General features: G+C 63.0%; 14 protein-coding genes. 6 read left to right on the top strand and 8 right to left on the bottom strand.

Translation table 11 applies throughout. The features are described from left to right. Positions 1–373: 373 nt before the first annotated feature. Positions 374–1,186, top strand: a complete 813-nt coding sequence (locus tag EOA79_RS33710; protein WP_245489916.1) for a glycosyl hydrolase 108 family protein — start codon at positions 374–376, stop codon at positions 1,184–1,186. A gap of 295 nt (positions 1,187–1,481) precedes the next feature. Further along, positions 1,482–2,000 (top strand): peptide-methionine (S)-S-oxide reductase MsrA, encoded by a 519-nt coding sequence (msrA, locus tag EOA79_RS22450; RefSeq protein WP_067325167.1) that lies wholly within the window; start codon positions 1,482–1,484, stop codon positions 1,998–2,000. Between the two features lie 123 nt (positions 2,001–2,123). Here the strand turns inward: msrA and EOA79_RS22455 are convergent, their stop codons facing one another. After that, positions 2,124–2,315, bottom strand: a complete 192-nt coding sequence (locus EOA79_RS22455) for a hypothetical protein (RefSeq protein WP_067325165.1) — start codon at positions 2,313–2,315, stop codon at positions 2,124–2,126. A gap of 166 nt (positions 2,316–2,481) precedes the next feature. Between EOA79_RS22455 and EOA79_RS22460 the strand changes: the two genes are divergently transcribed. Further along, on the top strand, positions 2,482–2,751 hold the full coding sequence (locus EOA79_RS22460) for a hypothetical protein (protein ID WP_127246804.1): 270 nt from the start codon (positions 2,482–2,484) through the stop codon (positions 2,749–2,751). 35 nt (positions 2,752–2,786) lie between these two features. Here EOA79_RS22460 and EOA79_RS22465 read toward each other — a convergent pair whose 3' ends face one another. The 3 genes from EOA79_RS22465 to EOA79_RS22475 form a co-directional block, all read right to left on the bottom strand. Next, complete coding sequence (locus EOA79_RS22465) at positions 2,787–3,332, bottom strand: hypothetical protein (RefSeq protein WP_095824462.1); 546 nt, start codon at positions 3,330–3,332, stop codon at positions 2,787–2,789. A gap of 562 nt (positions 3,333–3,894) precedes the next feature. After that, on the bottom strand, positions 3,895–4,347 hold the full coding sequence (locus tag EOA79_RS22470; protein WP_067325159.1) for a GFA family protein: 453 nt from the start codon (positions 4,345–4,347) through the stop codon (positions 3,895–3,897). 92 nt (positions 4,348–4,439) lie between these two features. After that, positions 4,440–4,730: a hypothetical protein gene (locus EOA79_RS22475; RefSeq protein ID WP_067325244.1), complete on the bottom strand. Its 291-nt coding sequence runs from the start codon at positions 4,728–4,730 to the stop codon at positions 4,440–4,442. 599 nt (positions 4,731–5,329) lie between these two features. Here EOA79_RS22475 and EOA79_RS22480 point away from each other — a divergent pair. Together EOA79_RS22480 and EOA79_RS22485 are read left to right on the top strand one after the other, a co-directional pair. Further along, a complete protein-coding gene (locus EOA79_RS22480) occupies positions 5,330–6,556 on the top strand; it encodes an anion transporter (RefSeq protein ID WP_128293282.1) in 1,227 nt (408 codons plus the stop codon). 185 nt (positions 6,557–6,741) lie between these two features. Then, positions 6,742–6,972, top strand: coding sequence for a hypothetical protein (locus tag EOA79_RS22485; protein ID WP_067325155.1), 231 nt, complete (start codon positions 6,742–6,744; stop codon positions 6,970–6,972). A gap of 176 nt (positions 6,973–7,148) precedes the next feature. Here EOA79_RS22485 and EOA79_RS22490 read toward each other — a convergent pair whose 3' ends face one another. Beyond that, a complete protein-coding gene (locus tag EOA79_RS22490; RefSeq protein WP_128293284.1) occupies positions 7,149–8,207 on the bottom strand; it encodes an aminopeptidase in 1,059 nt (352 codons plus the stop codon). A gap of 500 nt (positions 8,208–8,707) precedes the next feature. Here EOA79_RS22490 and EOA79_RS22495 point away from each other — a divergent pair, with 500 nt between their 5' ends. After that, complete coding sequence (locus EOA79_RS22495; protein ID WP_095824459.1) at positions 8,708–9,865, top strand: sulfite oxidase; 1,158 nt, start codon at positions 8,708–8,710, stop codon at positions 9,863–9,865. A gap of 121 nt (positions 9,866–9,986) precedes the next feature. Here the strand turns inward: EOA79_RS22495 and cyoD are convergent, their stop codons facing one another. The 3 genes from cyoD to cyoB are packed head-to-tail and all read right to left on the bottom strand — an operon-like array spanning position 9,987 to position 13,113. Continuing rightward, the gene (gene cyoD / locus EOA79_RS22500) at positions 9,987–10,397 is read right to left on the bottom strand and encodes a cytochrome o ubiquinol oxidase subunit IV (protein WP_095778315.1); all 411 of its coding nucleotides are present in this window, start codon (positions 10,395–10,397) and stop codon (positions 9,987–9,989) included. Then, on the bottom strand, positions 10,394–11,113 hold the full coding sequence (locus EOA79_RS22505) for a cytochrome (ubi)quinol oxidase subunit III (protein WP_095784114.1): 720 nt from the start codon (positions 11,111–11,113) through the stop codon (positions 10,394–10,396). The genes cyoD and EOA79_RS22505 overlap by 4 nt, the downstream gene beginning before the upstream one ends. Continuing rightward, positions 11,110–13,113: a cytochrome o ubiquinol oxidase subunit I gene (cyoB, locus tag EOA79_RS22510; protein ID WP_164748482.1), complete on the bottom strand. Its 2,004-nt coding sequence runs from the start codon at positions 13,111–13,113 to the stop codon at positions 11,110–11,112. Before cyoB ends, EOA79_RS22505 begins: the two co-directional genes overlap by 4 nt. Positions 13,114–13,224 lie beyond the last annotated feature (111 nt).

Genomic DNA, 13,224 nt, shown 5'->3' on the forward strand with positions numbered 1-13,224 from the left:
CCACCGCACACCCCTCAGCCACCCGAACCCCACCCGTCCCCTCGCACTCCGCGCAGCGCACACTCACCCCCGGGCACCTATGCTGATGCGTTCCCGCCGGGCAGCAGTGGCCGTTGGAACTGCGCCATCTCGGGCATTCGAAAATCGTGCCGGTGCCCCCGCAGCCCTGGCACTCGCCCATTTCGGGTAACATCAAACCCATTTTGCCCAACCTCTCGGCGTGAACGCCTCAACCCCACGAACCGGCGGAGCCCAACCGCCGTCACCTGACATTGCCATACGGCAATTAAGGTTTTTCTAAAGAACTGAATCGACGCGAACGCAAGTCGCCGGCAGAGCTTTTCCCACCAACCAGCATGCCAAGGAGCCTCTCATGGACCGCAACTTCGCGCGGGCGCTTGCGCTCGTGCTCAAATCCGAAGGCGGCTGGTCGGACAGAAAAGCTGATCCCGGCGGCGCCACCATGAAGGGTGTCACACTCGCGAACTTCCGCCGCTACGTGAAGGCCGACGCCAGCAAGGCCGATCTGAGGAAGATCACGGACGGCCAGGTGGCCACCGTCTATCGGCGGTTCTACTGGGACGCCGTATCCGGCGCCGAGCTCCCCTACGGCGTCGACTATGCCGTCTTCGACTTTGCCGTGAACAGCGGGCCGGGCAGGGCGGCGAAATACCTCCAGGCAGTGCTCGGCGTCGCCCAAGACGGCCGCATCGGGCCGGCGACGCTCGCCGCGGCCCGGGCGAAACCAGCCGGCGTCGTCATCGACATACTTTGCGATGCGCGGCTTGCCTTTCTCCAGCGGCTGCCGATCTGGCCGACCTTCGGCAAGGGCTGGCGCGCGCGCGTCGCCTCGGTGCGCTCCGCGGCGCTGCTCATCTCGGCGCAGGATCCCGAGAATTGGCGACATCGGCCGGCAAGAATTCAGCCAATCGCGATGAACCAATTCGCGTCGCCATGCGACGCTTCGGTGCAAATGAACACCCGTGTATCCATGGAGATTTTCGATGATTGCAATCCTTCGCAATGCACTTCTCGCCGCCCTGGCCGTATCCACCCTGGGTGGATCCGCGATGGCCGGCCAGCAGATCTACGAATGCGACAACACGCCGACCAACAAGCTCTGGGCTGGCCGCTGCTGCGGCGTCGGCGACGCCAATTGCCTCGGTGGCGAAAGCCATGGCCATGACCGGGGGAATCCCGGCCGGGGCAACAATGGCGGAGGCGACAACGGCAGGGGCGATAAAGGGCCTAAGTGAAGCTCGCGCTCAGCACCAAGGCTCGCCGGTTTGCCGACCGGCGAGCAATCGGCGCAGACTGGGGCACCGTGGTTCGGTTAGTTTCCCTGCCAGTCGCCCTTTTCCAGGCGCATTCCCGTCGCCTTTTTCAGGCGCCCTTTTCCAGGCGCCCTTTTCCAGGCGCTTGAGCCGCTGGAAGAAGCGGGCCACAATCCCCACTTATGGAGAAATCCAAGGAGGTTTGACATGGCTTCTTCCGAACGCGCGGTCCTTGCCGGCGGCTGCTTCTGGGGCATGCAGGATCTGATCCGCCGCTTGCCCGGCGTGATCTCCACCCGTGTCGGCTATAGCGGCGGCGACGTGCCGAACGCAACCTACCGCAATCACGGCACCCATGCCGAGGCGATCGAGATCGTCTTCGATCCGACCAAGACCAGTTTCCGCACGCTGCTCGAGTTCTTCTTCCAGATCCACGATCCGACGACCCGGAACCGTCAGGGCAACGATGTCGGCATGAGCTACCGCTCGGCGATCTTCTATACCAGCGACGAGCAGAAGCGGGTGGCCGAAGACACCATCGCCGATGTCGACGCCTCGGGTCTCTGGCCGGGCAAGGTCGTCACCGAGCTCGCTCCGGCCGGTGCCTTCTGGCAGGCCGAACCCGAACATCAGGATTATCTGGAGCGCTATCCCAACGGCTACACCTGCCATTTCGTCCGGCCGGGCTGGAAGCTTCCCGTCCGCGAAAAGGCCGCCGCATCATAAAAATAGGGCTGCGCAGCCCTTCATTCAGGATCCCGCCCGCCGTGCCGAAAGGCATGGCGGGCTTTCTTGCGTTCCGGGCGCAAGCCCGCACCTCGCCGGCATGCTCCGGCTGGAACAGTGGCCTTAGCCCTTGGCCCGGCGGTTCTCGTTTTCATGGCCGATCCAATGGGCTCGGATGCGGTCGCTGGCTTCAAGGTAAGCCATGTCGATGAGATAGGTCAGAAGCTTTTCGCCGTCGGCCTCAGCCTTCTGGCGAAGCTCGCGCAAGATCCCCTGCGCAAACTGCAGGTTTTCCATTTTGCTCGGCTGGTCCATCGGTGCCCCCAATGTCTGCGTGGAAGTTTGGCTGACTATACTTGTACGAATGTTGTCGGCTCGCTCGCGGCCAGGCTGCGCCCGGTTGCACCTGCGCTCGATCAATGAAGCTGTTGCACATCGCGCGAAAATGTCGATATTTTACGCCCCCAATCGGATGGCGAATATGCATGAAGACGAGGGCAGCACTCCCGACAAGCTGCAAGCCATGCTTGACGTGATTGCCAGGAGCGAGCCCGCGCGCGGGAGCGGACAGGCCGATCTCGGCAGGCTGCAGGCCGATGCCGCCAAGGCCGCCAACGTGCTGATCGAATTCTACGGCGACGCTGCCCTCGAGCGAGCCAAGCTTATCGAGCGCCGCTCGCCCCACTCGCATTTCGCGCGCATGGTGACGGCCGAGATCGGCAGGCGCGGCAGGCTTCCGCCCAGAAGCTAGCCCGGAACCCGGCCAAGAAACCGACAAAGATCGCCTCAGGACGATTTGCGCCTCCTCGATCTCTCGCCAAGTCTTTGCAGGATCTCTTCCTCGATGTTGTCCAGCAGGTAGGAAAGCATGTCGTCCTCGATCGACTGCGCGATTTCCCTGGCCTGCTCGACATGGTCGTGGATTTCGCGCAGCGAGTGATCCTCGCCCGCGGCATCCTGCGTCAGGTCGATGAACCAGCCGGGATAGAGCGCTGCCTCGCCCATGTCATCGACATAGCACTGGCCGACGGCAAGGATTTTGCGCAGCCCCATCTTTTCCGAGCGGACCTTGTAGACCTCGCGGAAACCTGACCTGCGCTCGATCGCCTTGCGGATCGCCAGCCGAACCCGCGGCCGATCGTCCCGCTCTATGCTTTGCATGCACCGCTCCAGCGGCGCGCCGTGCGAGAACTCCTCGAGCGTCAGGTCGAAATAAGCGGACAGATTCGCGTCCCCATAGATGCGGTCGCGCTTGATGTCCCAGGTCCAAAACCCGTCGATCGGTGGATACCGCATATGCAGGTTGCGGCTGCGTTGAGGCGCCAGTGTCATGAAAACCGCCCCGTTCGGTTTCAGGATTCGCCAGTACTATGTCTTAAAATCAAAAAGAAACAAAGGTGAGTTTTTGTACAAGGCAGGAAAATGATTGGGCCTGCCGCTTGCTTGCATAGCTACGCCGCATAGTTGGCATCATCCAGGAAATACGTTTCGTGAAAAATTTTCTCTGGCCGAAACAATTTTCATTTCCGTGTCGCAAATGAAGCCAGTGCTTCACGCGAGAAGGAAGCTTTCGAACTTAAACAGCATCAAAAGTTGTATTCGCCCGGACGCAACGCCTGGGCTGGACATACTGTCCATCTTGTAAGGCCGGCGCGGCAATGCTGGTGTTGCCTGAGCCGCGCCGGCCGAAGCGGCCTCCAAAAGGTTTTCGCCGCGCCGGGGATGCTAGCGGCCGCTGCCGCGCCGGCAAACCGACCGTTGGTTGAAAATGCCCGACTTCCAGAAGAAGACAAGGCCCTCGCGGTCAGCGTCCGGTCGTTTACGGGCATAGGCGCCGGCTCGCTGGACCGATGCGTCCTTGCTCTGCGACTTAAGCCTTACTGCCATTCAGCATTTAGGCTGATTTGCGATACGGCTCGCGCACGGTCTCCGGCTCGGCATCATCGGCCGCCGACTCAGCGACGGTCCTGTCATGCTCGAATTGGCTCGCCTCGGGCAGAGGATGCAACCACTGCTCGCGCCGACCGATCCACAATTCGTAGCTGGGCTCAAGCCCTTCGGTCGGTACGACATCCAGGCTGCCGATCATCACCTCGGCCTCGTCCTCGCGAACCGACGGCAAGCGGCTGCCGCAGGTTGGACAGAAGCTTCGCCCGCCATAAGTGCTGGTGATACCCGCGCTTTCGAATGCCTGGCGCGGCCATATGGCAAAGGCCTGATACGCCGATCCGCTGGTCTTGCGGCAGTCCTTGCAATGGCAAAGTCCCACCCTCAGCGGCTCGCCGGTCACCCGGAACTGGACACCGCCGCACAGGCAGCTGCCGCTACGCATGACATCGTCGAACATGGCCGTTCCTCCTGCAGCCGGGACATTGGTGTCACCATCCGGTACAATTCGCATGCTGCCTCAACTGTTCCACAGCGCGGTCGGAACGTCGCTCAACCGGGAAAGTCGAAGACCGGTTCCTCGCAGCGGTAGACGCGGCATGGACCGTCACGGGTCGGAACCGCGACCGACATCGGGACTTCCGGCCAGTCGCACTCATTGCCGAATTGGCGCACGAAACGATCATAAGTGTTGGGCCCGGTGGTCAGCACCGCGGCATGCCGGCGCTGGATCAGCGCCTGCGTCTCGCCACAAGTCATGGCGCGTGTGTCGGGCCGCGCATCGGCGGCGCCCGCAGTCCATAATATCGTGCCGGCTACAAGGGCGGTCGTCAGGTTTTTCATGGAGGCGCCAGCTTTCAGTGATCGCTTTTGCGGTACGAATATGGCTCGCCGCCGGAACACCGCAAGGCTTTTGAACAGCAAAACGACGCCGATGAGGATGTCTGCGCAACCGGCCTTGTCGCGGTCGGACGGACGACGAAGCGACCGTCAGCGCGACGTCGGTAAGAACCCGGTCAGGCATTCTGGCCTCCCGATCCGCCGCATTCCAGGCAGATCACACTGTGTCCCGGACAGCTCAGCCGGTGCGTTCCTTCCGGGCAGCAATGGCCGTTGGAGGCGACCCAGCGGTCGCAAATGAAAATTTTCCTGGCGCCATGGCAGCGCCGGCATTCCGCCGAGGGCATCAGATTCTCGTTTGGCGAGACGCGATGCTCCGCTTCAACGACCGCGTTCATCCATTTAGTCCCCAACGACTGGATTGTCGGTCCTGTTTTTCTCAAGACATTACATTAGCCATCCGAGATATAAAAGCCCCGGGCGGATGACGAAAGTTTCATCCCTCGACCCTTTCCCTTTGCGCTGCCGTTGCTAAAGCTCGTCCGGCAAAGGGCGCCCGAGCAGATTCCGTCGGGCGCGGGCAGGCAACGGGATTTCCTGCAATGACATGGACCGGTGCGGGAGCGCTTTTCATCCTGGTAGCCACTTATGCCGGCGTTGCCGTCGGCCGTATTCCGGGCTTCAGGCTGGATCGCGCCGGCATCGCGCTGCTCGGTGGCGCCGCCATGATCGCGATCGGCGCGATCGGCATGGAGGATGCCTACCGCGCCATCAATTTCGACACGATCACGCTTTTGCTCGGCATGATGATCGTGGTCGCGCATCTGAAAGTGTCCGGCGCGTTCCGGGCGCTCGGCGGCTTCGCTATTGAGCATGCGCACGCGCCCTTCATGCTGCTCGTCATGGTGACGCTTCTGACCGGAGTACTTTCGGCCTTTCTGGTCAATGACGCGATCTGCCTGGTGATGGCGCCGATCGTCGTCCACGTCACCCGCGTCATCCGGCGCAACCCGGTTCCCTACCTGATCGCCACCTGCACGGCCTCCAACTGCGGCAGCGTCGCCACCATCACCGGCAACCCGCAGAACATGGTCATCGGCGCGCTCTCGGGCATTTCCTATCCGGCCTTCACGGCGGCGCTCGCGCCGGTGGCGCTGTTCGGCCTTGTCGCCGTCATCGTCATTGTCCGCATCGTCTACCGCGGCGAATTCTCTCGCCCCGCCGAGCTCAGCCCCGAGGTCTATCGCGGCCGCATGCTGCCGGGACAGGTGCTGAAGGCGACCATCGTCTGCGTGGTGCTGGCGTTCGCCTTCTTCGCTGGCGTGCCCATCGCCAAGGCGGCGCTCATTGCCGGCGCTTTCCTGCTCGTCACCCGCGCGATCAAGCCGCACCGCATCTACCGCGAGATCGACGGCCCGCTGCTCTTCATGTTCGCCGGACTGTTCGTGGTCGTGGCGGGCGCGGAGCGCACGCTGCTCACCCCCGACATGATCGCCGCGGCGAAGAATATGGGTCTCGACGATGTTTGGCGGCTCTCCGGCTTCACCGCGGTGCTTTCCAACGTCATGAGCAATGTGCCGGCGGTGCTGGCGTTGAGGCCGTTCATCCCGGGCCTCGAAAACCCCCACCGCGCGTGGCTGGTCGTGGCGATGAGCTCGACGCTCGCCGGCAATTTCACGCTGCTCGGCTCGGTCGCCAACCTCATCGTGGCTGAGCAGGCAAGAGCGGCGGGCAAGGAGCTGTCTTTCGCAGCTTTCTTCAAGGTCGGTTTGCCGCTGACGCTGTTGACGCTGGTCTTCGGCAAGGCGTGGCTGGCGCTCACTTCGTAGCCGTTGGACGCCTTTACGTTGGGTGCGATCGCGTCGGCGTAGGCGATTAAGCCGGAAAACGCCAAGCAGCTGGCGGGGAGAATAGGGCAAGGTTCTGCTGTGAGTGCGACAATGCCCCATGGAGCCTTGTTTTTGTTTTCAGGCCCGGTTAAGCCGCCGCGCAACCAACCGAAGGACGACATAAAGTGAGCGAACCGACCGTGGCCGAAGCGACCGAAAGCATCTATGCCTCGATCCGCGCGGACAACGCCGACATCGATGCGCATATCGCGACGCTCAAGGCGGCGATGGCGCGGGAAGGGCTGAAACAGGCGGTGTTCGAGCCGGCCAAGCTGGCGCACAACAACCGCGCGGGCCGCAAGCTGATGCAGGCCTATTTCCGCCAGCGCGGCGTGACCGTGACGTTTTCGAGCTAGGGGCCGCGCGCCGACCGGGCGCCGCTGTTGCGACGAGGCTCCGCAAGAGGCCTTTTTGGGGCGTCGCGGCACCGCGCGGCTGCCTAAGGGCAATCGCATATGGCGCGCCCGATGTGATTGGCTGCCGAGTTGGCTTCGCTCATGTCGGGTACGCGGCCGACCCTTGCCTGTTCAGGTCAATCGCACGCCGCCACGGTCTTCAGCGTCTGGGCGCGCGCAGGTCCGGGCAAATTCCCGATCCTTCGAACGGCGGCGTAGAACCTTGGATAGTCGCCGGAGCACAAGTCGAACAGGCGAAGAAACGCCGGAACCTGTTCGCCATAGACGGCAGTCGCGGCGAGCTTTGCGTTGTTGATCGGGCTATCGAACCAGGCGTCATAGCCCCGGTATCCGGCCCAGCGCGTATCGCGCATGCGCCGGTAGCGCATCCGCAGCCTGTCGATCGTGGCTGCTTTGGCGGCGGCCATCTGCTGTGGGCCACGCGGACTTCCATAGACTTGGCGCAACTCGTCCCGGGTTTTCGCTATCAGTCCGAGAAAATCGGCGTTGCGCTTGCGATTGGCTTCGTAGAGGCGCAATCCCGCGCGATTGCCTGTGGCGCGGAGCCATTTCCTGACGCCGGTGGTTTCGACCGAGACCGCGAAAGCCTCGTTGAACGCGGAGTCGCCGTTCACATAGATTTTCTGATGCGCCAGCTCATGGAAGATCAGGCTTGCGAGATAGGTGTCGTCCTGGCGCAGCATGGTGCTGAGCAGCGGATCGCTGAACCATCCGAGCGTGGAATATGCGGTGACGCCCGAGACGTAGACGTCCAGCCCCTGCCGCTGCAGTTCGGCAGCGCTCTCTGCCGCCGATTTCCGGGAAAAGTAACCCCGGTACGGAACGCAGCCGAAGACCGGAAAGCACCATGTTACGGGCGTGAGCGAGAATTGCGGCGCGGCAAAAACCGCCAAGGTCACAGCGTCCCGGCCGATGTCGACATAGCTGCGGTAGCTGCTGTTTTCGGGCAGCGCCAGTTCATCCGTGGCAAAGCGGCGTATGGCGCTCGCCGACGTCAGCTTGACGCGCAATGCCTCCGGCGTTGCGGGGTCGCGGATCAGCTTGCCGACATTCTTGCGCGCCGCCATGATCTCAACATGGCCCTCCAGCGACTGCGCGTAGTAGGAAATGCTGGTGCACCCGGCCACGCCGGCCGCCAGGACCGCCGCGGCAAGCAATCGAAAAACGCGCCTCACAGCCTGCCCACCGCCTGTTCATCTCCCCGTGAAGCAAGTGTCCCCATTTGACCGCGAGTCTCAAACAGGCCCGCCGATCTTCGTCAAGACCTGGTGGGACGTCACGGGTCGGACTTTGGCAGGATCGGCAACGCCTCAGAGCTGACATCGGTGCTGACCAGGTCCATGCCGCTCACGAGATGCAACGCATCAATCGTCGGCGGCATTCAAGCTTGGAGCACGATGCAGGTATCGAGTCCTGATGCGAAGATGCCAGCCCTTGGCCTCGCCACGACGACAGATAGGGCGTATAGTTGAAAACCGCCGGCTCGGACCTGACACGCCGGCGCATTGAGAGCGGGAGACGTCGCTTCAACTAGGGCGCACTTCCAACTCGGGGGGTGTTCCACGCGCTCTCATCATTGCCCGCAGCGTCCGGCTTCTGCTTTGCGCGATCGCGGTCGCTATTCGCATTTACTCACTGAAGGAGAACTGAGCTTTTCACTGGAGGAGAAGTGATCATGCATTACCTTCCCAGACGTGAATTCATGGTTCGAGGAGGGGCAACCCTCGTGGCGCTGGCGTCCTTTCAATCGCGGATTGCCTATGCTTTTCCAACCCGGGCCGGCGAGGAAGTCATCAAATGGCTCGATCAGTTGCCGCCAAACCCGGTTCCGCAAGTCATCAAAAATCAGTTGGTGTGGGAGGATCTCGATTCCTGGGTGACGCCCAACGACAAGTTCTTCTCAATCGCGCATTTCGACCGGCCGGTCATCGACGAAAGCACGTGGAAACTCGAAATTGGCGGGTCCGTCAAAAAGCCGACTGCCCTGACGCTCGCCGACATCAAGGCTCGACCACGCCAGGAAGTCACGTTCACGGTCGAATGTTCGGGCAATACTGGCCTCCCGTTCTTCAATGGCGGGATTGGCAATGCTCGCTGGGCGGGCACGCCGCTCGCCCCGATCCTTATGGAGGTCGGCGTCCTCGACAGTGGCATCGAGATTGTCTTCTGGGGCGCCGATAAAGGTGAAATCAAGCGAGCCGACGACGTCAAGTTTACGCAGAACTTTGCGCGCAGCATGTCGCTCGCCGACGCCTTGGACCCCAAAAACATCCTTTGCTACGAGATGAACGGCACTGCCTTGCCTGCCGATAACGGGTTCCCGCTGCGGCTGATTGCGCCGGGCTGGTACGGGATCGCGAACGTGAAATGGCTCAAGCGGATCGAAGTCAGGGACCAACGCTTCGTGAACCAGTTCATGGGACGCGATTATGTCACGCTGCGCGAGGAGGAGCACAACGGAGAGACGGTATGGATGGAAACCTCTGTCGGGAGGGCGCGCCTGAAGTCTGCGCCGGCCCGGGTCACTCATATCGGCAATGATTACCGGATCGTCGGGGCGGCCTGGGGAGCGCCGATCGAGAAGGTCGATGTGAAGATCGATGACGGCCCATGGATGCCGGCGACCATCGACGAAACCGAAAAGGCGGACTTCGCTTGGAAGATATGGTCCGTCGACTGGCCCAAGCCCTCCGCTGGAGAGCACACAGTCACCTCGCGCGCCGTTAGTACCGGAGGGCAGGTCCAACCCGCAATGGACGATCCCGTCATCGCCAAGAAGCACACTTACTGGGAAAGCAACGGTCAGGTGACGCGACGCATTGCCATTCACTGATCGGCGGAAGCCCATCAAACCTCTGACATCGATGTGACCCCATGCTTTTGGCATGGGGTCATGACGTCGATCGGGTGGCGACCCACGCGGGAGAACGCCTCTGCCGGCGGGTTGAGCCGCCTTATGGCATCATCCTGGCCTGATGGGCGCTCATCGGAGCCATGTTCAGGTTGAGATGGGCCATGATCCAGACCGAGCCGATCACGACCAGCGCGACGATCAGCACGCCGAAGGCGAGCGCGAGCACGTTGTTGGTGTTGTCGGGCCCGGTGGTCAGGTGCAGGAAGAAGACCAGATGCACGCCCATCTGCGCGATCGCCAGCACCACGAGGGCCGAGATCACCGCCGGCTGGTAGATCAGGCCGGTCTGCGCGGCGAGGAAAGAGGCGATGGTCAGCAGGATCGCGAGGCCGAAGCCGAGCAGGTAGCCCGACAGCCCTCCCGCCAGTTCGTGCTCGGTGATGCGCTCCTCGCCCGGCGCCGAATCGCGGCGGTCGAGTTCCTCGTCGGTCCGGCTGTCGATGTCGCTCATGGCGACGCTCCCAAGAGATAGACCAGGGTGAAGATGGCGACCCAGATAATGTCGAGGGCGTGCCAGAACAGGCCGAAGCAGTGGAGCCGGCGCAGTATCTCCGGCCGGAAGCCCTTCACCCAGAGCTGCGCCATCATGGTGCCGAGCCAGAGCAGGCCGAGCCCGACATGGGTGCCGTGGCAGCCGACAAGGGCGAAGAAGGCTGACAGGAAGGCGCTGCGCGAAGGGCCTGCCTGCTCGCTCGCCATCACCGCGAATTCCTGCACCTCCAGGAACAGGAAGGCAGCGCCGAGCAGGCCGGTGACCAGAAGCCAGAACTGGGTGGCGGCCATCGACCGGCGCTGCGTCGCGAGCGTCGCCAGCCCCCCGGTGAAGCTCGATGTGAGCAGAAGCCCCGTTTGCGCCGCAACGCGCGGCAGCTCGAACAGCTCCTTGCCGGATGGCCCGCCGGCGGTCGCCGTCGACAGGACCGCATAAGCGGCGAAGAAAGCCGAGAACATGATGATGTCGGACAAGAGGAAGATCCAGAACCCGTAGGCCACCGTGACGAACTTCGAGGCCGGGCCGCCCTGGCCGTGGCCGGTCGCCGAGAGCAGGCCATGGCCGTGTCCCGCATGGCCGTGACCCCCATGACCGTGTCCCCCATGGCCATGCCCGCCTGACCGTCCAACCCGGTAGGGATCGCGCGCCGCGCTGCCGGCCGTGATGTCGCTCATGCCACGCGCTCCCGTCTGCGCAGCCAGGCAAGCTGTGCGGCCCTGCCGTCGCGGTCTATGCGCTCGACTTCCTCCGCGGAGACTTCGTAGTCGCCGTGCTCTCGCCAGGCGAAGACGACGAAAGTGATATAGGCGCCGATGAAGCCTACGATCGCCAGCCACCAGATGTGCCAGATCAGGGCGAAGCCGATCAGCGTGCTGAAGAAGGCGGTGACGAAGCCGGTCGGGCTGTTGCGCGGCATTTCGATCGGCTCATAGCTTTCGTCCTCGCCGGGCCTTTGCTCCTCCATCGCCCGCTGCTTGATGGTCCAGTAGGGTTCCTCGTTCTCGACATGCGGCAGCCGCGCGTAGTTGAAGAAGGGCGGCGGGGAGGATGTCGACCATTCCAGCGAGCGGCCGTCCCAGGGGTCGCCCGTTTCGTCGCGCAATTCGTCGCGATGCCTGATCGAGACGACGAGCTGCGCGACCTGGCAGGCGGCGCCGACGATCATCACCGCAATGCCGAAGGCCGCCACGACCAGCCACGGCGTCCACAGGTCCATGTCGATATGCTGGAGACGGCGGGTCATGCCGAGCAGGCCGACGATATAGAGCGGCACGAAGACCAGCACGTAGCCGGCAAGGGTGAACCAGAACGCGGCCTTGCCCCAGCCCTCGTGCAGCCGGAAGCCGAAGGCTTTCGGGAACCAGTAGGTGAAGCCGGCGAAGGCGGCGAACAACACGCCCGAAATGATCACATTGTGGAAATGCGCCACCAGGAAGAGCGAATTGTGCAGCATGAAGTCGGCCGGCGGAACCGCGAGCAGCACGCCGGTCATGCCGCCGATGATGAAGGTGGTGACGAAGCCCAGCGCCCACAGCATCGGCGTGTCGAAGCGCACGCGCCCGCCATACATGGTGAAGAGCCAGTTGTAGATCTTGACCCCGGTGCCGACGGCGATGACCGAGGTGGCTATGCCGAAGGCGGCATTGACGTCGGCCCCGGCGCCCATGGTGAAGAAGTGGTGCAGCCAGACCATGAAGGAGACGATGCAGATGAACAGCGTCGCCGCGACCATCGACCGGTAGCCGAACAGCGGCTTCGATGAGAAGGTCGAGAAGATCTCGGAATAGATGCCGAAGGCGGGCAGCACCAGGATGTAGACCTCCGGATGGCCCCACGCCCAGATCAGGTTCATGAACATCATCTGGTTGCCGCCGGCTTCGTTGGTGAAGAAATGGAAGCCGAGGTAGCGGTCGAGCGTCAGCATGGCGAGCGTGGCGGTGAGGATCGGGAAGGCCGCGACGATCAGCAGGTTGGAGGCGAGCGATGTCCAGCAGAACATCGGCATGCGCAGATAGCCCATGCCCGGCGCGCGCATCTTGAGAATGGTGGTCGCCAGGTTGACGCCGGTGAGCAGCGTGCCGACGCCGGAGATCTGGATCGACCAGAGATAATAGTCGACGCCGACGCCCGGCGAGTAGGTCGTCTCCGACAGCGGCGCATAGGGCAGCCAGCCGGTGCGGGCGAACTCGCCGACGACGAGCGAGATGTTGACCAGGAGCGCGCCGGTCGCCGTCAGCCAGAAACTCACCGAATTCAGCGTCGGAAAGGCGACGTCGCGGATGCCGAGTTGCAGCGGCACGACGAAGTTCATCAGCCCGATGACGAAGGGCATCGCGGCGAAGAAGATCATGATCGTGCCGTGGGCCGAAAAGACCTGGTCGTAATGCTCGGGCGGCAGGTAGCCGGGCCCGTGGATGGCGAGCACCTGCTGCGTGCGCATCATCACCGCATCGACGAAGCCGCGCAGCAGCATCAGCGCCGCCAGAACGATATACATGACGCCGATGCGCTTGTGGTCGACCGAAGTTATCCATTCGTCCCAGAGATAGGGCCAGTATCCTTTCACCGTGACCCAGATCAGCACCGCGGCGGCCGCCAGGAAGACGATGAGGGCGGCGCCCAGCGGGATGGGCTCATCGAAGGGAATGGCAGACCAGTCGAGCTTGCCGAGCATCGTCATCCTCCCGCTTTCGGCTGCGGCTGTTGGGCAGGCGCCGGCGTCCCGGCCTTGGGCTGGGCCTTGGGGCTTACCTGCGGCTCGCCGGCGGCGGTTTCGGCGGGACCC

It is taken from the genome of Mesorhizobium sp. M1A.F.Ca.IN.020.03.2.1 (assembly GCF_004023205.1).
Lineage (GTDB): Bacteria > Pseudomonadota > Alphaproteobacteria > Rhizobiales > Rhizobiaceae > Mesorhizobium.

Excerpts from the sequence above, each read along its gene's own strand:
- EOA79_RS33710 (WP_245489916.1), top strand. The coding sequence starts at position 374 with ATGGACCGCAACTTCGCGCGGGCGCTTGCGCTCGTGCTCAAATCCGAA.
- msrA (WP_067325167.1), top strand. The coding sequence starts at position 1,482 with ATGGCTTCTTCCGAACGCGCGGTCCTTGCCGGCGGCTGCTTCTGGGGC.
- EOA79_RS22455 (WP_067325165.1), bottom strand. The coding sequence starts at position 2,315 with ATGGACCAGCCGAGCAAAATGGAAAACCTGCAGTTTGCGCAGGGGATC.
- EOA79_RS22460 (WP_127246804.1), top strand. The coding sequence starts at position 2,482 with ATGCATGAAGACGAGGGCAGCACTCCCGACAAGCTGCAAGCCATGCTT.
- EOA79_RS22465 (WP_095824462.1), bottom strand. The coding sequence starts at position 3,332 with ATGACACTGGCGCCTCAACGCAGCCGCAACCTGCATATGCGGTATCCA.
- EOA79_RS22470 (WP_067325159.1), bottom strand. The coding sequence starts at position 4,347 with ATGTTCGACGATGTCATGCGTAGCGGCAGCTGCCTGTGCGGCGGTGTC.
- EOA79_RS22475 (WP_067325244.1), bottom strand. The coding sequence starts at position 4,730 with ATGAAAAACCTGACGACCGCCCTTGTAGCCGGCACGATATTATGGACT.
- EOA79_RS22480 (WP_128293282.1), top strand. The coding sequence starts at position 5,330 with ATGACATGGACCGGTGCGGGAGCGCTTTTCATCCTGGTAGCCACTTAT.
- EOA79_RS22495 (WP_095824459.1), top strand. The coding sequence starts at position 8,708 with ATGCATTACCTTCCCAGACGTGAATTCATGGTTCGAGGAGGGGCAACC.
- cyoD (WP_095778315.1), bottom strand. The coding sequence starts at position 10,397 with ATGAGCGACATCGACAGCCGGACCGACGAGGAACTCGACCGCCGCGAT.
- EOA79_RS22505 (WP_095784114.1), bottom strand. The coding sequence starts at position 11,113 with ATGAGCGACATCACGGCCGGCAGCGCGGCGCGCGATCCCTACCGGGTT.
- cyoB (WP_164748482.1), bottom strand. The coding sequence starts at position 13,113 with ATGCTCGGCAAGCTCGACTGGTCTGCCATTCCCTTCGATGAGCCCATC.